Genomic DNA, 17,954 nt, shown 5'->3' with positions numbered 1-17,954 from the left:
CCATGGCCGACGATCCGTTCGTCCTCGCAGGCACGTCCTTCACCTCCCGCCTGATCATGGGGACCGGCGGGGCGCCCAGCCTGGACGTGCTGGAGCGCTCCCTGGTCGCCTCCGGCACCGAGCTGACGACCGTGGCGATGCGCCGGGTGGACGCCTCCGTGCACGGCTCGGTGCTGTCCGTCCTCGACCGGCTCGGCATCCGGGTGCTGCCCAACACGGCGGGCTGTTTCACCGCCGGCGAGGCCGTCCTCACCGCCCGCCTCGCCCGCGAGGCCCTGGGCACGGACCTGATCAAGCTGGAGGTCATCGCCGACGAGCGCACCCTGCTGCCGGACCCGATCGAGCTGCTGGACGCGGCCGAGACGCTGGTGGACGACGGCTTCACGGTGCTGCCGTACACCAACGACGACCCGGTGCTCGCGCGGAAGCTGGAGGACGTGGGCTGTGCGGCGATCATGCCGCTCGGCTCGCCGATCGGGTCGGGGCTGGGCATCCGCAACCCGCACAACTTCGAGCTGATCGTGGAGCACGCGCGTGTGCCGGTGATCCTCGACGCGGGCGCCGGGACGGCCTCGGACGCGGCCCTGGCGATGGAGCTGGGGTGCGCGGGCGTGATGCTGGCCTCGGCGGTGACGCGGGCGCAGGAGCCGGTGCTGATGGCCGGCGCGATGCGGCACGCCGTGGAGGCGGGCCGGCTGGCCCACCGGGCGGGCCGGATCCCGCGGCGGCACTTCGCCCGGGCGTCGTCGCCGGTCGAGGGCGTGGCCGCGCTGGACCCGGAGCGTCCGGCGTTCCGTTAGGTCCGTTGGGCACGTCTTCCCGGGGACACGTCACAGGTCCGCTGCAGTCCCGCCCCGAAGACGGCCGGGAGGCGGGGGCTGTCGGTCACGGCTCGTACACTCGCCTGCGTGGACACGACCCTTCAGGACCCCTTGGTCGGGCAGGTGCTCGACGGCCGGTACCGCATCGACGCGCGGATCGCGGTCGGCGGGATGGCCACGGTCTACCGGGCCGTGGACACCCGGCTCGACCGGGTCCTCGCGCTCAAGGTGATGCACCCCTCGCTCGCGGTCGACGGCTCGTTCGTCGAGCGGTTCATCCGCGAGGCGAAGTCGGTGGCCCGGCTGGCCCACCCGAACGTGGTGCAGGTCTTCGACCAGGGCACCGACGGCGCGTACGTCTACCTCGCGATGGAGTACGTCGCCGGCTGCACCCTGCGGGACGTGCTGCGCGAGCGCGGGGCGCTGCAGCCGCGTGCCGCCCTGGACATCCTGGAGCCGGTGCTGGCCGCCCTGGGAGCCGCCCACCGGGCCGGGTTCGTGCACCGCGACATGAAGCCGGAGAACGTGCTGATCGGGGACGACGGCCGGGTGAAGGTCGCCGACTTCGGCCTGGTCAGGGCCGTCGACACGGTGACCAACACCACCGGCACGGTCCTCGGCACGGTGTCGTACCTCGCTCCCGAGCAGATAGAGAACGGCACCGCGGACCCCCGCGTCGACGTCTACGCGTGCGGCGTGATGCTCTACGAGATGCTCACCGGTGACAAGCCGCACGACGGGGACTCCCCCGCCGTGATCCTCTACAAGCACCTGCACGAGGACGTCCCGCCGCCCTCGGCCGCCGTGCCGGGTCTGGCGTACGAGCTGGACGAGCTGGTCGCCTCGGCGACGGCCCGCTCCGCGGAGGTCCGCCCGTACGACGCGGTGGCCCTGCTCGCGCAGGTCCGCGACGGACGCGCCCGGCTCACCGGCGACCAGCTGGACGCGGTGCCGCCGCAGGCGCTGGCGTCGGACCACGACAACGCCGACGACCGCACGAGCGTGATCCCGCGTGCGCTGACGACACCGCGCCCGGGATCCTCCGGCCGGGACGGCGCGGCGCCCGAGGCGGAGCTGAACCGCACCAGCCGTCTGGCGTCCCCGCCGCCGCTCCCGCCGTCACGGCGCCGGGCGGTGCCGCGCGGCCCGCTGGCGGTCGTCGTGGCCCTGCTGCTCGTGCTGGGCGTGGGCACGGGCGTCTGGTACATCAACTCCGGCCAGTTCACCGAGGTCCCGCCGCTGCTGGCGAAGACCCAGGACCAGGCCGAGGACCGGTTGCGGGACGCCGGGCTGGAGCTGGGCAAGGTCGAGCACGCCCACAGCGACACCGTCGAGCGCGGCCGGATCATCAGCAGCGACCCCAGGACCGGGACGCGCATCCGTGGCAACGACTCGGTGGGCATCACCGTCTCCGACGGCCCCGCCACCGTGCGGGTGCCCGCCCTGGCCGGCCGGAAGCTGGCCGAGGCGCGGTCCCTGCTGAAGGACGACGGGCTGGAGCCCGGCATGGTGACCCGGGAGTTCAGCGAGGACGTGCCGCGTGGCGCGGTCGTCTCCGCCGAGCCGGCGGACGGCACCAAGGTGCGCGCGGGCACGGCGGTGGCGCTCGTCGTCAGCAAGGGCAGCCCCGTCGACGTCCCGGACGTCACCGGCGACGATCTGGCCGACGCCGAGGCGGAGCTGAAGGAGGCCGGCCTCAAGGTGAAGGTCGCCGAGAAGCAGGTCACCTCCTCCGAGTACGACAAGGGCGAGGTCGCCGGACAGAACCCGGGCGCCGGCGGCCGGGCGGCCGAGGGCGACACGGTGACGCTGACGGTCTCCAAGGGGCCCGAGATGATCGAGGTCCCGGACGTGGTGGGCGACAACGTCGACGACGCCACCCGGGAGCTGGAGGAGGCGGGCTTCCAGGTCGACGAGGACCGCGGGCTGCTCGGCCTGTTCGGTGACACCGTCGAGGGGCAGTCCGTCGAGGGCGGCGAGCGTGCGCCCAAGGGTTCGACGATCACGATCGAGATCAGGTGACGGCCGCGGGCGCGGGGCCCGCGGCCGGAGCGGGGCCGCGGGCATGACACCCTGAACGGGTGATTGCTCAGCTGCCCGGCCCGTCCCGCAACCCCGTGGGCGGCCATGTCCCCGTGGCCGGCGGTCTCCACCGTGTCGGCCTGTCGTACGCCCGTGACCTGGCGGCGGAGGCCGTGCAGGTCTTCGTCGCCAACCCCCGCGGCTGGGCCACCCCGGCCGGGAACCCGCAGCAGGACGAGGCGTTCCGCGCGGCCTGCGAGGCCGGCGGGATCCCCGCGTACGTGCACGCCCCCTACCTGATCAACTTCGGCTCGCACACCGAGGCGACCGTCGAGCGGTCCGTGCAGTCGCTGCGGCATTCGCTGCGGCGCGGACGGGCGATCGGCGCGCGGGGCGTGGTGGTCCACACGGGCAGTGCCACCGGCGGCCGGGAGCGGCCGGTGGCGCTGCGGCAGGTCCGGGAGCACCTGCTGCCGCTGCTGGACGAGCTGACCCACGACGACGACCCGTTCCTGCTGCTGGAGTCGACCGCCGGCCAGGGCGCGTCACTGTGCTCGCGGACCTGGGACTTCGGCCCGTACTTCGAGGCGCTGGACGCCCATCCGAAACTGGGTGTCTGCCTGGACACCTGCCACGTGTTCGCCGCCGGGCACGACCTGACCGGCCCCGACGGGATGCACCGGACACTGGACCTGCTGGTGGACACCGTCGGCGAGGGCCGGCTGAAGCTGATCCACGCCAACGACTCCAAGGACGTCGCGGGCGCGCACAAGGACCGGCACGAGAACATCGGCGCCGGCCACATCGGCGAGGACCCGTTCCGCGCGCTGATGACCCACCCGGCGACCGAGGGCGTGCCGCTGGTCATCGAGACGCCGGGCGGCAAGCAGGGGCACGCGGCGGATGTGGAGCGGCTGAAGAAGCTGCGCGACGGCTGACGCAGCCGCGACGGCCTGCGGACGTCCGCCGGCCGTCTCAGAGCCCGGGACCGTCCCCCGGTTCCTCCTGGTAGGAGTAGCGCTGCTCGCGCCAGGGGTCGCCGATGTTGTGGTAGCCGCGCTCCTCCCAGAAGCCGCGCCGGTCGGCGGTCATGTACTCCACGCCGCGCACCCACTTGGGGCCCTTCCAGGCGTAGAGGTGGGGCACGATCAGCCGGACCGGGAAGCCGTGCTCGGCGGTGAGCAGTTCGCCGTCCTTGTGGGTGGCGAACACGCTCTGCTCGGAGGCGAAGTCGGCCAGCCGCAGGTTGGAGCTGAACCCGTACTCGGCCCACACCATCACATGGGTGACGTCGTCGGCGGGCGGTGCGAGGTCGAGGATGGTCCGGGCGGGGATGCCGCCCCACTCGGCCCCCAGCATGCTGAACTTGGTGACGCAGTGCAGGTCGGCCAGCACGGTGGTGTGGGGCAGCGCCGTGAACTCCTCGTGCGTCCAGCAGTGCTTGCCGCCGGCGGCGGTGGCGCCGAAGACCCGGAACTCCCAGCGCTCGGGCCGGAACTTGGGGACGGGGCCGTAGTGCGTGACCGGCCAGCCGCGCTGTACGCGCTGTCCCGGGGGCAGCGCCGGCTGCACCGCTCCTGCCGAATCGCGCCCTTCTCCCGATTCGTGTCCCAGCGGCTGACCCATGACTCCATCCTGACAGACCCGGGGTGATGCCCCTGACCGGGGCCATTCCATACTCGGACGAAATGGACTAAGCATGCCCTAACTTACTAAGTGAACACTTACTGGACGATCTTCGCCCTCAGTGGAATCATGCGGCGCACGTGCCCGTCCCACGCGTGGAAGGAGCCTCTGCGATGCAGGGCGACCCCGAGGTCCTCGAATTTCTCAACGAGCAGCTGACCGGCGAGCTGACGGCGATCAACCAGTACTGGCTGCACTACCGGATCCAGGACAACAAGGGCTGGACCAAGCTCGCCAAGTACACGCGTGAAGAGTCCATCGACGAGATGAAGCACGCGGACAGGATCACCGAGCGGATCCTGATGCTGGACGGCCTGCCCAACTACCAGCGGCTCTTCCACGTACGGGTCGGCCAGACGGTCACCGAGATGTTCCAGGCGGACCGGCAGGTCGAGGTCGAGGCGATCGACCGTCTCAAGCGCGGCATCGAGGTGATGCGCACCAAGGGCGACATCACGTCCGCGAACATCTTCGAGGACATCCTCGCCGACGAGGAGCACCACATCGACTACCTGGACACCCAGCTGGAGCTCATCGAGAAGCTGGGCGAGGCGCTGTACATCGCGCAGCAGATCGAGCAGCCGAGCTGAGCCCGGCCGTCAGGCGGCGTCTTCCAGTTCCGACAGGACCGGTTCGCCGCGGTCGGCCAGGTCGCGGCGCGGGCAGGTGCCCCGGCCGAGGATCGCCTGGATCCGGCGGACGCACGACCCGCAGTCCGTGCCCGCCTTGCAGGCGGAGGCTATCTGGCGGGGCGTGCAGGCGCCGCCGTCCGCGTGCTGCTTGACCTGCTGCTCGGTGATGCCGAAGCAACTGCAGACGTACACGCGGTCCACCTCCCGACGGGATCTGAGTGCCGTCCCCGTGATCGGTGAGGCAAACCTAACCTTACCCGTCGGCCCGGGAGCACGAAAGCAGTGAGGGGCGCGGATCGTGTGATCCGCGCCCCAGTGCTTGCCCCGGTGACGGGCAGGCGGACCGCTACTGGTCCCGGTACATCTCCGCCACGAGGAACGCCAGGTCCAGCGACTGGCTGCGGTTGAGCCGCGGGTCGCAGGCCGTCTCGTAGCGCTGGTGCAGGTCGTCGACGAAGATCTCGTCGCCGCCGCCCACGCACTCGGTCACGTCGTCGCCGGTGAGCTCCACGTGGATGCCGCCCGGGTGGGTGCCGAGCGCCTTGTGGACCTCGAAGAAGCCCTTGACCTCGTCGAGCACGTCGTCGAAACGGCGGGTCTTGTGCCCGGAGGCCGCCTCGAAGGTGTTGCCGTGCATCGGGTCGGTCACCCAGGCGACGGTGGCGCCGGAGGCGGTGACCTTCTCGACCAGCTCGGGGAGCTTGTCGCGGACCTTGTCGGCGCCCATGCGGACGATGAAGGTCAGCCGGCCCGGCTCCCGCTCCGGGTCGAGGCGCTCGATGTACTGCAGCGCGTCCTCGGCCGTCGTGGTCGGGCCCAGCTTGATCCCGATGGGGTTGCGGATCTTCGAGGCGAACTCGATGTGCGCGTGGTCCAGCTGCCGGGTGCGCTCACCGATCCACACCATGTGGCCGGAGACGTCGTACAGCTGCCCCGTGCGCGAGTCGACCCGGGTCAGGGCCGACTCGTAGTCGAGCAGCAGCGCCTCGTGCGAGGCGTAGAACTCGACCGTCTTGAACTCCTCCGGGTCGGCCCCGCAGGCGTGCATGAAGTTGAGCGCCTGGTCGATCTCGCGGGCCAGCTGCTCGTAGCGCTGCCCCGACGGGGACGACCTCACGAAGTCCTGGTTCCAGGCGTGCACCTGGCGCAGGTCGGCGTAGCCACCGGTGGTGAAGGCGCGCACCAGGTTCAGCGTGGAGGCGGAGGCGTGGTACATCCGCTTCAGCCGCTCGGGGTCCGGGACGCGGGCCTCTTCGGTGAAGTCGAAGCCGTTGACGGAGTCACCGCGGTAGGTCGGCAGGGTCACGCCGTCGCGGGTCTCGGTGGGCTTGGAGCGCGGCTTGGAGTACTGGCCGGCGATGCGGCCGACCTTCACCACGGGCACGGACGCCGCGTACGTGAGCACGGCGCCCATCTGCAGCAGGGTCTTGAGCTTGTTGCGGATGTGGTCCGCGGACACCGCGTCGAAGGCCTCGGCGCAGTCGCCGCCCTGGAGGAGGAACGCCTCTCCCTTGGCGACGGACGCCATCCGGGCGCGCAGCTGGTCGCACTCGCCCGCGAAGACGAGCGGCGGATACGACTCGAGGTCCGCGATCACTGCGCGCAGAGCCTCGGTGTCGGGGTACTCGGGCTGCTGCGCCGCGGGCAGGTCTCGCCAGGTGTTGCCAGCAGTCGCGCTGGTCTTAGCGTTCACGGTCACGCACTCAACCCTACGGGGTCGGCACGGGCCTCCCGACCGGTGACCAGCAAATGAGACACGGGGTACACCCCTCGGACGTGGGGTAGGGTGCGGGGCATGTTCGCGCACTCGATCCAGAACTGGTGGTGGACCGCTCATCCGGCGGCCCGCTGACTGCGCGTATCCCAGACTTCGCGAAGGCCGCCCGAGGGGCGGCCTTCGGCGTTCCCGGGGTCCGTTCCTCTCCCTCTGAGTTCTCCGAGAAGGAGCACGGACCATGAATCTGCTCGGCTTGCCGGACGACCCCCGTCCGTTCGCCCTGCTGCGCCGCCGCACCCCGGGCCACGACCACGACCTGGTCGAGGTGCTGATCGGCCCCGTCACCGCCCATGAGCGGCTGGCCGGCCTGCCCGCCGAGAGCCTCGCGCTCGTGCCGTTCCGGCAGATCCGCGAGCGCGGCTTCGACGTCCGCGACGACGGCACACCCCTGCTGGCCCTCACGCCCGAGGAGACGTACACCGTCCCGCTGGCCGAGGCGCTGGAGCAGCTCCCGGCGCACGACGTCCGGGTCCACGACGGGGCCTTCGACGTCGACGACGAGGAGTACGCGCGGATCGTCGGACGGGTGCTGGAGGAGGAGATCGGCCGCGGCGAGGGCGCCAACTTCGTCATCCGGCGGACCTACGAGGGCGAGATCCCCGGGTTCGGCAGGGCGGACGCCCTCGCGCTGTTCCGGCGGCTGCTGGAGGACGAGCGGGGCGCCTACTGGACGTTCGTCGTGCACACCGGAGATCAGAAGGGGCCCGAAGGGCCTTCCGCGGAGGGGCGGCGGTGGGAGACGGGCGGGCGCACCCTGGTCGGGGCCAGTCCCGAGGTGCACGTGCGGATGTCCGGCGGCACGGTCGTCATGAACCCGATCAGCGGCACCTACCGCTATCCCGCCGACGGCCCGACCCCGGAGCACCTGCTGGACTTCCTCGCCGACGGCAAGGAGATCGAGGAGCTGTCGATGGTCGTCGACGAGGAGCTCAAGATGATGTGCACCGTCGGCGACAGGGGCGGGGTGGTGATCGGACCCCGGCTGAAGGAGATGGCACATCTCGCCCACACGGAGTACGAGCTGCGCGGCAGGTCGACGCTGGACGTGCGGGACGTGCTGCGGGAGACCATGTTCGCGGCGACCGTCACCGGCTCGCCGGTGCAGAACGCCTGCCGGGTGATCGAGCGGCACGAGAGCGGCGGGCGCGGGTACTACGCCGGGGCGCTGGCCCTGATCGGCCGGGACGCGGGCGGGGCCCAGACCCTGGACTCCCCCATCCTCATCCGCACGGCCGACATCGACGCGGACGGGCGGCTGCGGGTGCCGGTCGGCGCCACGCTCGTGCGCGGCTCGGACCCGGCGGGCGAGGTCGCGGAGACCCACGCCAAGGCGGCGGGCGTGCTGGCGGCGCTGGGCGTACGTCCCTCGCGGCCGCGGGCGGAGCACTCCGGCGCCCGCCTGGCCGACGACCCGCGCGTGCGGGCCGCGCTGGACGGACGGCGGGCGTCGCTGGCGCCCTTCTGGCTGCGCATGCAGGAGCCCGCGCAGGAGCCGGCCGGGCACGCCCTGGTCGTCGACGGCGAGGACACCTTCACGGCGATGCTCGCGCACGTGCTGCGCTCGGGCGGACTGCGGGTGACCGTGCGGCGGTACGACGAGCCCGGGCTGCGGGAGGCGGTGCTGGGACACGAGGGGCCGGTGGTGCTGGGGCCGGGGCCGGGTGATCCGTCCGACCCCGCGGACCCGAAGATGCGGTCGCTGCGCGCCCTGACCGCCGAGGTGGTCCGCGCCGGGCGGCAGGGCGTGCTCGGCGTCTGCCTCGGGCACGAACTGATCGCGGCCGAGCTGGGGCTGGAGATCGCCCGCAAGGACGTGCCGTACCAGGGGGCGCAGACGCAGATCGAGCTGTTCGGACGGCGCGAGACGGTCGGCTTCTACAACAGCTTCACCGCACGCTGCGACGACGAGGCGGCGGCCGGGCTGGCCGCCCACGGGGTGGAGGTCGCCCGCGCCGCGAACGGGGAGGTGCACGCCCTGCGCGGGCCGGGCTTCGCCGGTGTGCAGTTCCACCCCGAGTCGGTGCTGACGCTGAACGGGGCGCGGATCGTCCGGGACCTGATCGGGCAGCTGCGGGGCACCGGCGCGCCTTCGCGGTGACGCCGGCCGTCGGGGCGCGGACCGTGTGACGGACCGGCCGGGGCCGCGGGGTTCCGGCCGGTGGGGGCCGTCACTCGTCGTCGAGGCCGCGTTCGATGGCGTACCGGACGAGCTCCACGCGGTTGTGCAGCTGGAGCTTGCCCAGGGTGTTCTGGACGTGGTTCTGCACCGTGCGGTGGGAGATGACCAGGCGTTCGGCGATCTGCTTGTAGCTCAGGCCCTTGGCGACCAGGCGCAGCACCTCGGTCTCGCGCTCGGTGAGCCGGGGCGCCTTCGGCTCGTCGGTGTCGGGCGCGGGCGCCGGCTCCGAGGCCAGGCGGCGGTACTCGCCGAGGACCAGACCGGCCAGGCCCGGGGTGAAGACGGGGTCGCCGGCGGCGGTGCGGCGGACCGCGTCCTGGAGGTCCTCGGTGGAGGCCGACTTCAGCAGGTAGCCGGTCGCGCCGGACTTCACCGCCTCCAGCACGTCGGCGTGCTCGCCGCTCGCGGACAGCACCAGCACGCGCAGGGCCGGGTCGGCGGCCACGACCTCCTTGCAGACCTGGACGCCGGGCTTGCCGGGGAGGTTCAGGTCCAGGACGAGGACCTCGGGCGCGGCGGCCCTGGCGCGGCGCACGGCCTGGTCGCCGTCGCCCGCGGTGGCCACCACGTCGAAGCCCGACTCGGCCAGGTCGCGGGCGACGGCGTCGCGCCACATGGGGTGGTCGTCGACCACCATCACCTTGATCGGGTCCCGTCCGTCCCCGGTGCTCGACGTCATCGCCGCTCCGCCTTCCCCCGCGTGTCCGTCACGCTCTTCGGTACCTTCAACTCGACTTCCGTGCCCTGCCCCGGCACCGAGATCAGCTCGGCGCTGCCGCCGAGGTCGCGCAGCCGGCCGCGGATCGACTGGGCGACGCCGAGCCGCCCCTCGCCCTCGGCCTGGGCGAGCCGCCCCTCCGGGATGCCGGGCCCGTCGTCCCGGACGGTGACGATCACCTCGTCGGGTTCGTCCTCGACCAGGATCCAGGCGCGGGCCTCCTCCCCCGCGTGCCGCCGGACGTTGTCCAGCGCGGCTCCGACCGCGGCGGCGACCTCCCGGGCGGCGGCGGGCGCGAGAAGCACGGGAGCGCCGGGCTCGGCGAGGCTCACCGTGGCCCTGGCGTACGGCGCGAGCAGGGCGCGCAGGTCGGCGGGCCCGTCGTCGGGCTCCTCCTCGACGGCCCGGACGAGCGCGCCCTCGGCGGCGTCCTCCGAGACACGGGAGACCGGTACCAGCCCGCCGGAGACGAGGGTGCGCAGCGCGACCTCCTGCTCGCCGGCCATGCGGCCCAGCTCGGCCGCCTCGCCGCCGATCACCGCGCCCCGGCGCTGCACCATCGCCAGCACCTGCAGCACGCTGTCGTGGATGTCCCGGGCGAGGCGCTCGCGTTCGCGGGTGGCGGCCTCGATCTCCAGGGCGCGGGCGAGGGTGCGCTCGGAGGCGCGGGCCACCTCGACGACGTAGCCGATGGCGACGGAGGCGATGCAGACCAGCACGACGTTGTGGACGGTGTCGCGGGCCGGGCTGCCGCGCTCGGCCAGGTTGGCCACGGCCACCAGGGAGGAGGCCAGGGCCGCCCAGCGCCAGCCGCCCTTGATCGCGAAGGCCAGGACGGCGCCCGCCGTCCATATCGACGGCAGCGTCGGGCCGCCGGCCTGGACCCGCTCGTGCGCGTCGGCGACGGGCGTGAGCAGGATGCCGGTGAGGGCGACGGTCAGGTCGGCGGCCAGGAACCCCCGGGTGCAGCGGGCCGCGTTCGCGACCCGGGTCAGCGTGGCCAGGGTCCACCCGGCCAGCACCACGTAGTAGCCGACGGCGATCCAGGGGCGCGGGAACTCGTCGTGGGCGGTGGCGAACAGGCCGATGGCGTACAGCATCGTGAGCACCCGGTAGGCGGTCAGCGCACGCCACAGCGGCTGCTCGACCGACATCCTCATGACACGCTCGCGCCTGGCCATCTCCCCCACCCCCGGCCCGGGCCCCGGCTAGGGCTCGGTGCGCTGCTCCGACTGCTTTTCCTTCTCGGCCTTGGCGAGCGCGGCCCTGGCGGCCTTCCCGGCTTCCTTCTCCGCCTTCGCCGCCTCCGCGAGCTGCCGCTTCATGGCCGTGGCGTACATGTCGACGTACTCCTGGCCGGACAGCTTCATGATCTCGTACATGACCTCGTCGGTCACCGCGCGCAGCACGAACCGGTCGTGTTCCATGCCCTGGTAGCGGCTGAAGTCCAGCGGCTTGCCGATGCGGATGCCGGGCCGCATCAGCTTGGGCATCACCTGGCCGGGCGGCTGGATCTTCTCCGTGTCGATCATGGCGACGGGGACGACGGGCGCGCCGGTCGCGAGCGCCACGCGCGCGAGGCCACCGGGCTTGCCCCGGTACAGCCGCCCGTCGGGCGAGCGCGTGCCCTCGGGGTAGATCCCGAACAGCTCGCCGCGCTCCAGCACCTCGATGCCGCTCCTGATGGCGGCCTCGCCCGCGCCGCGCGCTCCGGAGCGGTCCACGGGCAGCTGTCCGACGCCCTTGAAGAAGGCGGCCGTCAGCCGGCCCTTGACCCCGGGCGTGGTGAAGTACTCGGCCTTCGCGATGAAGGTGACCTTGCGGTCCAGCACCGCGGGCAGGAAGAACGAGTCCGAGAAGGACAGGTGGTTGCTCGCCAGGATCGCGGGGCCCTCGGCGGGAATGTGCTCCAGACCTTCCACCCAGGGCCTGAAGGCGACCTTCAGCGGTCCCCCAACAGCGACCTTCATCGCGCCGTACAACAACCGAGTGCCTCCTGTAGGTATCGGTCAGACCATAACCCGGAGTGCCGTCAAAGGCGCCGACGGCCCTGGTCGGTGTCAGTGCGGTCGCGTACGGTGAAGGTCCCGCGAACGCCGTGCGACCCCTTCCATGACGTTCCGTGACATCAGTGATCGTGTCCGTCCCTTCTCACGACCTGGAGGCCGAAGGTGCCGGTCCTCGCCGGAGCCGAGCCGTTCCACCACGAGGGCGGGGAGGTCGCCGTCCTCCTCTGCCACGGCTTCACCGGATCACCGCAGTCGCTGCGCCCCTGGGCGGAGCACCTCGCCGAGCACGGCATGACCGTCTCCCTGCCGTTGCTGCCCGGGCACGGCACGCGCTGGGAGGACCTGCGGATCACCGGCTGGCAGGACTGGTACGCGGAGGTGGACCGCGCCCTGCGCCTGCTGTGCGAGCGCCGCGAGAAGGTCTTCGTCGCCGGTCTGTCGATGGGCGGCGCCCTGGCCCTGCGGCTGGCCGCCAAGTACGGCGACGCGGTGAGCGGTGTGATGGTCGTCAACCCGGCGAACAAGGTGCACGGGCTGGCCGCGCACGCGCTGCCGGTGGTCCGCCACCTCGTCCCCGCGACCAAGGGCATCGCCAGCGACATCGCCAAGCCGGACGGCAGGGAGCTCGGCTACGACCGGGTGCCGCTGCACGCGGCGCATTCCCTGCGGCAGTTCTTCCGGATCGTCGACGGGGAGCTGCCCCAGGTCACCCAGCCGGTGCTGCTGCTGCACAGCCCGCAGGACCACGTGGTGCCGCCCGCCGACTCGGCCCGCATCCTCGGCCGCATCTCGTCGACGGACGTGCGTGAGGTCCTGCTGGAACAGAGCTACCACGTCGCCACGTTGGACCATGACGCGGACCGGATCCACGAGGAGAGCCTCGCGTTCATCGGCCGGCTCGCGTCCGGCCCCGTCCAGGAGTCCGGTCTCGGCAAGGAAGGGACGACCGCAGGTGGCTGAGAACGACTCCGACCGCGACGGCCGGGAGCCGGACGAGAAGGGCGTCCCGTTCGACGAGGACGCCGCGTGGGCCGCGATCGTCGCCGGGTACGGCGAGGAGCCGCCGGACCCGCCCGGCGCGAAACCCTTCAAGCCGGTGGAGGACCTGGCGCTGCTGGAGGCCGGTACCAACGACGACCGGGTGGACACGGCCGGGGCCGCCGGCGAGGCGGTGAAGCCCGCCGAGCCGGAGGAGACCGACCGGCCCGTGGAGAAGCCGGTCAAGCCGCTGGGCGGCTCGGTCTCCTTCGCGCCCGGCGTCGGCCCGCGCGACTACAGCGTGCAAGAGCCCGCCGAGGAGGACTTCGACGAGGACGACGAGGGCCACTTCGTGCCGCCGGAGCCGCCTCCCCTGCCGACCGCCGACCCCACGGCGAAGTTCGCCTGGCTCGGCGTGCTGGGCGGCCCGGTGCTGCTGCTGCTCGCCGTGCTGCTCGGCTGGGAGATGACCTGGTGGCTGGCCACGCTGGGGATCGGCGGCTTCCTCGGCGGCTTCACGACGCTGGTGACGCGGATGCGCACGGACGACGAGGACGACGACGACCCCGGGCGCGGGGCGGTCGTCTAGACGGCGGGCACCTTGAGGGCGGCCAGGACCGGAAGGTGGTCCGTGGCCGCCCTCAGGTCTGCGTCCGTCACCCCGGGCAGAGCCGACGGCACCCCGCAGCCGAGCACCTCGATGCCATCGGTCGCGAAGATCGCGTCGATGCGCTGGTAGGGGTCGTGGGGGGTCCAGGTGTGCTCACCGCCCCAGGGCGCGGCGGCCCGGCAGTCGGTCAGCCGCCCGGCCAGCCGGCGGAAGGCCGGGCCCTCGGGGCGTTCGTTGAGGTCGCCACCGGCGATCGCGTGCTCCACGCCCATCCCGGCGAGCCGGTCCAGGAGCATGCCGGACTGCGCGTAGCGCTCGTCCTTCTGCAGGGACAGGTGGCAGCTGAGCACGCCCAGGCGGGTGCCGGCGATCCGGACGACGGCGGTGGCGAAGCCGCGGCGGTGCAGTCCGGGGGTGGGGGGCAGCAGGACGTCCTCGGTGCGTTCGACGCCCACCCGCAGCGAGCCGAGGATCGCCGGTCCGGTGGTGGTGGCGCCCCCGGTGACGATCACCAGGTCGCAGGCGCGGGCGAGGCGGGCGAGCTTCTTGCGCCAGCGGAAGAAGCGGGGGGCTTCCTGGAGGAGGACGAGATCGGGCTCGCACGCCCGGATGACGCGGACGAGGGCGTCCGTGTCGTCCCGCAGGGAGCGGATGTTGTAGCCGAGGACCCTGATGACTGCGGAACCGTCGGGTTCCGTACGCGAGTTGGGGAGCAGCGACATGTGATCAATCTACGCCCGGCGGCCCGGGGCGCGAGGACTGTGCGCGCGTGCCGGTGGTTCGTGGCCCGGTCGCGCGGTACCCCCGCGCCCTGGGGCGCGTCCGTGCGGGCGTTCACATGATCGGGTCGGGTTCCCTCGCCAGGTCGGCCGCGCCCACCAGGCCGGCCTTGTTGCCCAGTTCCGCCGCGCGGACCTCGGCCACCGGGCGCCAGTTGCCGCCCACGAGCCAGCGCTTGTAGGACTTGCGGATCGGGCCCAGGACCAGTTCGCCCTCGTCGGACAGACCGCCGCCGACGATGAACGCCGAGGGGTCGAAGAGGGAGGCGAGGTCGGCCAGCCCCGCACCGACCCAGCGGGCCAGTTCGCGGTACGAGTCGACGGCCACGCGGTCGCCCTGCCGGGCGGCCATGGAGATGTGCTTGCCCTCGATCCCGTCGGGCGTGCCGTTGCCGAGCCCGAGCAGGGTCTCGGCGTTCTCCGGGGTGGCGTTGGCGCGCTGCTTGGCGTACCGCACGAGCGCGCGGCCCGAGGCGTACTGCTCCCAGCAGCCCTGCGAGCCACAGCCGCACAGCAGGCCGTCCGGCACCATGCGGATGTGGCCGAACTCGGCGGCCACGCCGAAGTGCCCGCGGCGCAGCTTGTTGCCGATGATGATGCCGCCGCCGAGCCCGGTGCCCAGGGTGATGCAGATGACGTTGCGGTGGCCCTTGCCCGCACCGAACTTGTACTCGCCCCAGGCCGCGGCGTTCGCGTCGTTCTCGACGACCACGGGGAGGCCCACGCGGGCCTCGACCTTCTCCTTGAGCGGCTCGTTGCGCCAGTCGATGTTGGGCGCGAAGTAGACCTCGGAACGCTGCCGGTTGACGTAGCCGGCGGCGCCGATGCCCACGCCGACGATCTCGTGACCGACGTGCGCGCCGTCCACCGCCGAGGCGATGGCGTCCACGATGCCCTCGGGCGTGCCCGGGGTCGGCACCGTGTGGGTCGAGAGGATGTTGCCTTCCTCATCGACCACGCCGGCCGCGATCTTCGTGCCGCCGATGTCGACGCCGATGGTGAGTCCCATGAATCCCTCAGTTTCGGTCGAGCCCCGCTACGGCAACGGTACCCGAGGCCTTGACCCCGGATTCGCGGTCGTCCGCGTGCTGGGCACGGCCCGGCGGCGGCACCCGGAGTGCCGCTCGCCTGCGGAACGCGGGATTCAGTCGAGGTCGATGCGCTCGCCGGGGCCGTCGTCGTCGCCGCGGTCCCGGCGTTCGTCCTGGTCACGCGGGTCGCCCTCGGTGTCGCGGCCGGTCCAGCGCCGCTCCTGGCCCTGTACGGCGGTGCGGTAGGCGGCGAGCAGTTCGCTGCCGGCGGCGGCGAGGTGGTCGAAGACGTCCGGGTTGCGCTCGATGACCGGTTCCACCGCGGACCTGGCCTGCTCGACGACCTGCCGGACGGCCTGCTGGGCCGCCGGGCCCGCGAGTGCGCCGAGCAGCGGGGACTGGACGCCCGACAGCTTGTCCGCGACCGCGTCGACGAGCTTCTTCAGCTCCTCGGCCGCGGAGCCCGGGGGCGTGCCGTGCTGCGTGCGGCGGCGGGCCTTCTCCGCTTCGAGGTCCTCGGCGCACGCCCTCGACCAGGCGTCGGCGTCGAACGCCCGCGCCTCGTCCGCGGCCTCGTCGCGCGCGGCGTCGAACGGGGGCTGCTCTTCGCTCATGACGGACTCCTGACTACGGTTCGTCCCTACGACGTTACCCGAACGGCCGTACCGGGTTCACGGGCCGGACGGGCCGTGTCCGGCCGCACCGGCCGTCTCACCGGGTCCGGGGCCACAGCCCGGGGTCGGGCGCGAAGCGGATGCGCAGCTCGCCCTCGCGCAGGGCGGCCCCGTCGACCGTGCAGCGGCGCAGGGCGGAGGGCAGGGGGACGATCCTGCGGAAGACGCCCGCCGTGACCACGAGTTCGTCACCGCGCCGGACCAGGTCCAGCTCCTCGCGTACGGCGCCGGGCAGGGGAAGGTGCCAGACCAGCACGCCGTCCTCGGCGAGCCGGTCGGTCACGGGCCAGTCGACGGCGGGAACAGCGCCGCCGGCACCCGGGGCACCGAGCGCTGCGAGGTCGTCGGCGCCGCGCGGGTCGCGGCCGAGGTGCGCGACGGTGCGGACGTCGTGGACCTGCCGCCACTCCTCCAGCGTCTTGCGCTGCTGGGCGACCGGGCCGGCCAGCCAGGTGTCGGGCGACGCCTCGGGCAGGACGCGGTTGGCGACGACGGCGTCGGTGCGCAGTCCGCGCAGGGCGAGTCCGAGGCCGGCGGTGCGCAGGGCGTCGGAGCCGGCCGGGCCGGGCTCGGCGACCAGGCGCACGACGGTCTCCCGGTCGGCGAGGACGGCCTCGACCGCGGCCAGTTCCGTGTCCCAGCGGGCCGCCGTCTCGTAGAGCCACTCGGCGGGCATGGGGACGCCGGCCAGGCGGCCGAGGACGGGGCGCAGGGCGCGTGCTGCCCGCCGCTCGGGCGGCACAAGGCGGCGCAGGTAGCGGCGGAGTTCCTCGGGCAGCGCGAGCAGGGCGAGGGCCTGCGGGGCCGGCGGCAGGTCGACGACGAGGAGGTCGTACGCCTCGCCGAGCGCCGCGTCGCGCAGGGCGCGCAGCAGGGCGAGTTCCTCCGCGCCGGGCAGCGGGGTGAGTTCCTCGGGGTCGAGGCGTGCGGCGCCGAGGAGGTCGAGGGCGGAGGTGGCGCGGTCCTGGAGGGCGGTGAGGTCCCGGCGGAAGTCCCGGGCCGGGTCGGGGCGCCGGACGGTGAGGTGCGGGGCGGCTTCGACGGGGGCCGGTCCGGTCGGCACGCCGAGCGCGGCACCGAGGGTGTCGGTGCGGTCGCTGCCGAGGAGGAGGGTGCGGGTGCCCCCGGCCGCCGCGGCCAGGGCGGTCGCGGCCGCGAGGGTGCTACGACCGCTGCCGCCGGGGCCGGTGATCAGGAGGGTGCGCATGGGGCTGAACGCTACCGGCCGCGGCCGGCGAGCCGGGCGTGGCCGCGGGGCCCTCGCCCACCGCAGGGGCGCGGGGCCGTGCGCCCGACGGTTCCACCGCGAGGCCGCGAGTAGCCCACGCCGGGCTGCTGCGGAGGTCCCGCGGCGATCAGTCGGATGCGAGGCTGCTCCATCATCTGCCTCCGGCCCGGGGCAGTGCCGGGCCCGTCGCGGAAGTCCCCGCGGCGATCAGGCAGCCGCGACCGGCTTGCACGGCCCCCGCCGGCCCGGGCCCGTGCCGGACCCCCGGCTCCGCCACGCCGGCGCGAGCCGCCACGGCCGGGCCGCGGGCGGACCCGTCGTGGAAGTCCCCGCGGCGATCAGGCGGATCGCGGCGATCAGGCGGATTCGACGCGCTTCTTCAGCCCCGCCAGCGCGCGGTCGATGATGACCTTCTCGGCCTTGCGCTTGATCATGCCGAGCATGGGGATCTTGACGTCGACGGTCAGCGCGTACGTGACCTCCGTGCCGCCCGTCCCCGCCGGCTTCAGCAGGTAGGTGCCGTCGAGCGAACGCAGCATCTGGGACTTCACCAGCGTCCAGGACACCTCGTTGTCACCGGTCCAGGTGTAGGCGAGGACCTGGTCGTCCTTGATCGCGCCCGCGTCCATGACGAGGCGGACCTGCTCGGCGCGGCCCTGCGCGTCGGACTTGAGGACCTCCGCCTCCTTCACCTCACCGGTCCAGTCCGGGTAGCGGCCGAAGTCGGCGATGACCGCCATGACGTCGGCCGGGGCCGCCTCGATGGTGATGCTCGAGCTGGTGTGTTCCGCCATCGCCGTGGCTCCTCCA

General features: G+C 73.1%; 19 protein-coding genes. 8 read left to right on the top strand and 11 right to left on the bottom strand.

Features of this window, described 5'->3' with window-relative positions; all coding sequences use genetic code 11:
* The first annotated feature begins 2 nt into the window (after nucleotides 1–2).
* From ACZ4M5_RS24200 to ACZ4M5_RS24190, 3 genes are all read left to right on the top strand, one after another.
* Entirely contained in the window at nucleotides 3–800 is a 798-nt protein-coding gene (locus ACZ4M5_RS24200; protein ID WP_467739916.1) for a thiazole synthase, read from the top strand.
* 108 nt (nucleotides 801–908) lie between these two features.
* A complete protein-coding gene (gene pknB / locus ACZ4M5_RS24195) occupies nucleotides 909–2,843 on the top strand; it encodes a Stk1 family PASTA domain-containing Ser/Thr kinase (protein WP_467739915.1) in 1,935 nt (644 codons plus the stop codon).
* 59 nt (nucleotides 2,844–2,902) lie between these two features.
* Nucleotides 2,903–3,781: a deoxyribonuclease IV gene (locus ACZ4M5_RS24190; RefSeq protein ID WP_467739914.1), complete on the top strand. Its 879-nt coding sequence runs from the start codon at nucleotides 2,903–2,905 to the stop codon at nucleotides 3,779–3,781.
* 37 nt (nucleotides 3,782–3,818) lie between these two features.
* Here ACZ4M5_RS24190 and ACZ4M5_RS24185 read toward each other — a convergent pair whose 3' ends face one another.
* Nucleotides 3,819–4,469 carry a sulfite oxidase-like oxidoreductase gene (locus tag ACZ4M5_RS24185; protein ID WP_467739913.1) on the bottom strand — a complete coding sequence of 217 codons (651 nt, stop codon included), beginning with the start codon at nucleotides 4,467–4,469 and terminating at the stop codon, nucleotides 3,819–3,821.
* A gap of 173 nt (nucleotides 4,470–4,642) precedes the next feature.
* Between ACZ4M5_RS24185 and bfr the strand changes: the two genes are divergently transcribed.
* The gene (bfr, locus tag ACZ4M5_RS24180) at nucleotides 4,643–5,119 is read left to right on the top strand and encodes a bacterioferritin (RefSeq protein WP_467739912.1); all 477 of its coding nucleotides are present in this window, start codon (nucleotides 4,643–4,645) and stop codon (nucleotides 5,117–5,119) included.
* A gap of 9 nt (nucleotides 5,120–5,128) precedes the next feature.
* Here bfr and ACZ4M5_RS24175 read toward each other — a convergent pair whose 3' ends face one another.
* Nucleotides 5,129–5,362 (bottom strand): (2Fe-2S)-binding protein, encoded by a 234-nt coding sequence (locus tag ACZ4M5_RS24175; RefSeq protein ID WP_398111165.1) that lies wholly within the window; start codon nucleotides 5,360–5,362, stop codon nucleotides 5,129–5,131.
* Nucleotides 5,363–5,507: 145 nt separating this feature from the next.
* On the bottom strand, nucleotides 5,508–6,860 hold the full coding sequence (locus ACZ4M5_RS24170; protein WP_398111166.1) for a class II 3-deoxy-7-phosphoheptulonate synthase: 1,353 nt from the start codon (nucleotides 6,858–6,860) through the stop codon (nucleotides 5,508–5,510).
* 96 nt (nucleotides 6,861–6,956) lie between these two features.
* Here ACZ4M5_RS24170 and ACZ4M5_RS24165 point away from each other — a divergent pair, with 96 nt between their 5' ends.
* Both ACZ4M5_RS24165 and ACZ4M5_RS24160 read left to right on the top strand, forming a co-directional pair.
* Complete coding sequence (locus ACZ4M5_RS24165; RefSeq protein WP_079033853.1) at nucleotides 6,957–7,013, top strand: trp operon leader peptide; 57 nt, start codon at nucleotides 6,957–6,959, stop codon at nucleotides 7,011–7,013.
* Nucleotides 7,014–7,116: 103 nt separating this feature from the next.
* Nucleotides 7,117–9,036, top strand: coding sequence for an anthranilate synthase family protein (locus ACZ4M5_RS24160; RefSeq protein ID WP_467739911.1), 1,920 nt, complete (start codon nucleotides 7,117–7,119; stop codon nucleotides 9,034–9,036).
* 70 nt (nucleotides 9,037–9,106) lie between these two features.
* Here ACZ4M5_RS24160 and ACZ4M5_RS24155 read toward each other — a convergent pair whose 3' ends face one another.
* Genes ACZ4M5_RS24155 through ACZ4M5_RS24145 form a run of 3 tightly spaced genes read right to left on the bottom strand, consistent with a single transcriptional unit; the run spans nucleotide 9,107 to nucleotide 11,805 of the window.
* Nucleotides 9,107–9,796 (bottom strand): response regulator, encoded by a 690-nt coding sequence (locus tag ACZ4M5_RS24155; RefSeq protein WP_467739910.1) that lies wholly within the window; start codon nucleotides 9,794–9,796, stop codon nucleotides 9,107–9,109.
* Complete coding sequence (macS, locus tag ACZ4M5_RS24150; RefSeq protein ID WP_467739909.1) at nucleotides 9,793–11,016, bottom strand: MacS family sensor histidine kinase; 1,224 nt, start codon at nucleotides 11,014–11,016, stop codon at nucleotides 9,793–9,795. Before macS ends, ACZ4M5_RS24155 begins: the two co-directional genes overlap by 4 nt.
* Before the next feature lie 27 nt (nucleotides 11,017–11,043).
* The gene (locus ACZ4M5_RS24145) at nucleotides 11,044–11,805 is read right to left on the bottom strand and encodes a lysophospholipid acyltransferase family protein (RefSeq protein WP_467739908.1); all 762 of its coding nucleotides are present in this window, start codon (nucleotides 11,803–11,805) and stop codon (nucleotides 11,044–11,046) included.
* 201 nt (nucleotides 11,806–12,006) lie between these two features.
* Here ACZ4M5_RS24145 and ACZ4M5_RS24140 point away from each other — a divergent pair, with 201 nt between their 5' ends.
* Nucleotides 12,007–12,804 (top strand): alpha/beta hydrolase, encoded by a 798-nt coding sequence (locus ACZ4M5_RS24140; RefSeq protein WP_398111171.1) that lies wholly within the window; start codon nucleotides 12,007–12,009, stop codon nucleotides 12,802–12,804.
* Nucleotides 12,797–13,411 (top strand): hypothetical protein, encoded by a 615-nt coding sequence (locus ACZ4M5_RS24135; RefSeq protein WP_467739907.1) that lies wholly within the window; start codon nucleotides 12,797–12,799, stop codon nucleotides 13,409–13,411. Before ACZ4M5_RS24140 ends, ACZ4M5_RS24135 begins: the two co-directional genes overlap by 8 nt.
* Here ACZ4M5_RS24135 and ACZ4M5_RS24130 read toward each other — a convergent pair.
* The 5 genes from ACZ4M5_RS24130 to ACZ4M5_RS24110 all read right to left on the bottom strand — a co-directional run bounded on the left by ACZ4M5_RS24130 (nucleotide 13,408) and on the right by ACZ4M5_RS24110 (nucleotide 17,938).
* Nucleotides 13,408–14,154 (bottom strand): endonuclease/exonuclease/phosphatase family protein, encoded by a 747-nt coding sequence (locus tag ACZ4M5_RS24130; protein ID WP_467739906.1) that lies wholly within the window; start codon nucleotides 14,152–14,154, stop codon nucleotides 13,408–13,410. The genes ACZ4M5_RS24135 and ACZ4M5_RS24130 overlap by 4 nt on opposite strands.
* 112 nt (nucleotides 14,155–14,266) lie before the next feature.
* Entirely contained in the window at nucleotides 14,267–15,220 is a 954-nt protein-coding gene (locus tag ACZ4M5_RS24125; RefSeq protein WP_467739905.1) for an ROK family glucokinase, read from the bottom strand.
* Nucleotides 15,221–15,355: 135 nt separating this feature from the next.
* A complete protein-coding gene (locus tag ACZ4M5_RS24120; protein WP_467739904.1) occupies nucleotides 15,356–15,856 on the bottom strand; it encodes a DUF5304 domain-containing protein in 501 nt (166 codons plus the stop codon).
* Nucleotides 15,857–15,953: 97 nt separating this feature from the next.
* Complete coding sequence (locus tag ACZ4M5_RS24115; RefSeq protein ID WP_467739903.1) at nucleotides 15,954–17,123, bottom strand: ArsA family ATPase; 1,170 nt, start codon at nucleotides 17,121–17,123, stop codon at nucleotides 15,954–15,956.
* A gap of 377 nt (nucleotides 17,124–17,500) precedes the next feature.
* Nucleotides 17,501–17,938: an SRPBCC family protein gene (locus ACZ4M5_RS24110; protein ID WP_467739902.1), complete on the bottom strand. Its 438-nt coding sequence runs from the start codon at nucleotides 17,936–17,938 to the stop codon at nucleotides 17,501–17,503.
* Between the last annotated feature and the right edge of the window lie 16 nt (nucleotides 17,939–17,954).

The sequence above is a fragment of the Streptomyces sp. NPDC026246 genome, from assembly GCF_055567995.1.
The sequence above is the reverse complement of the archived record's forward strand: the minus strand, read 5'-3'. Positions and strand labels throughout refer to the sequence as shown.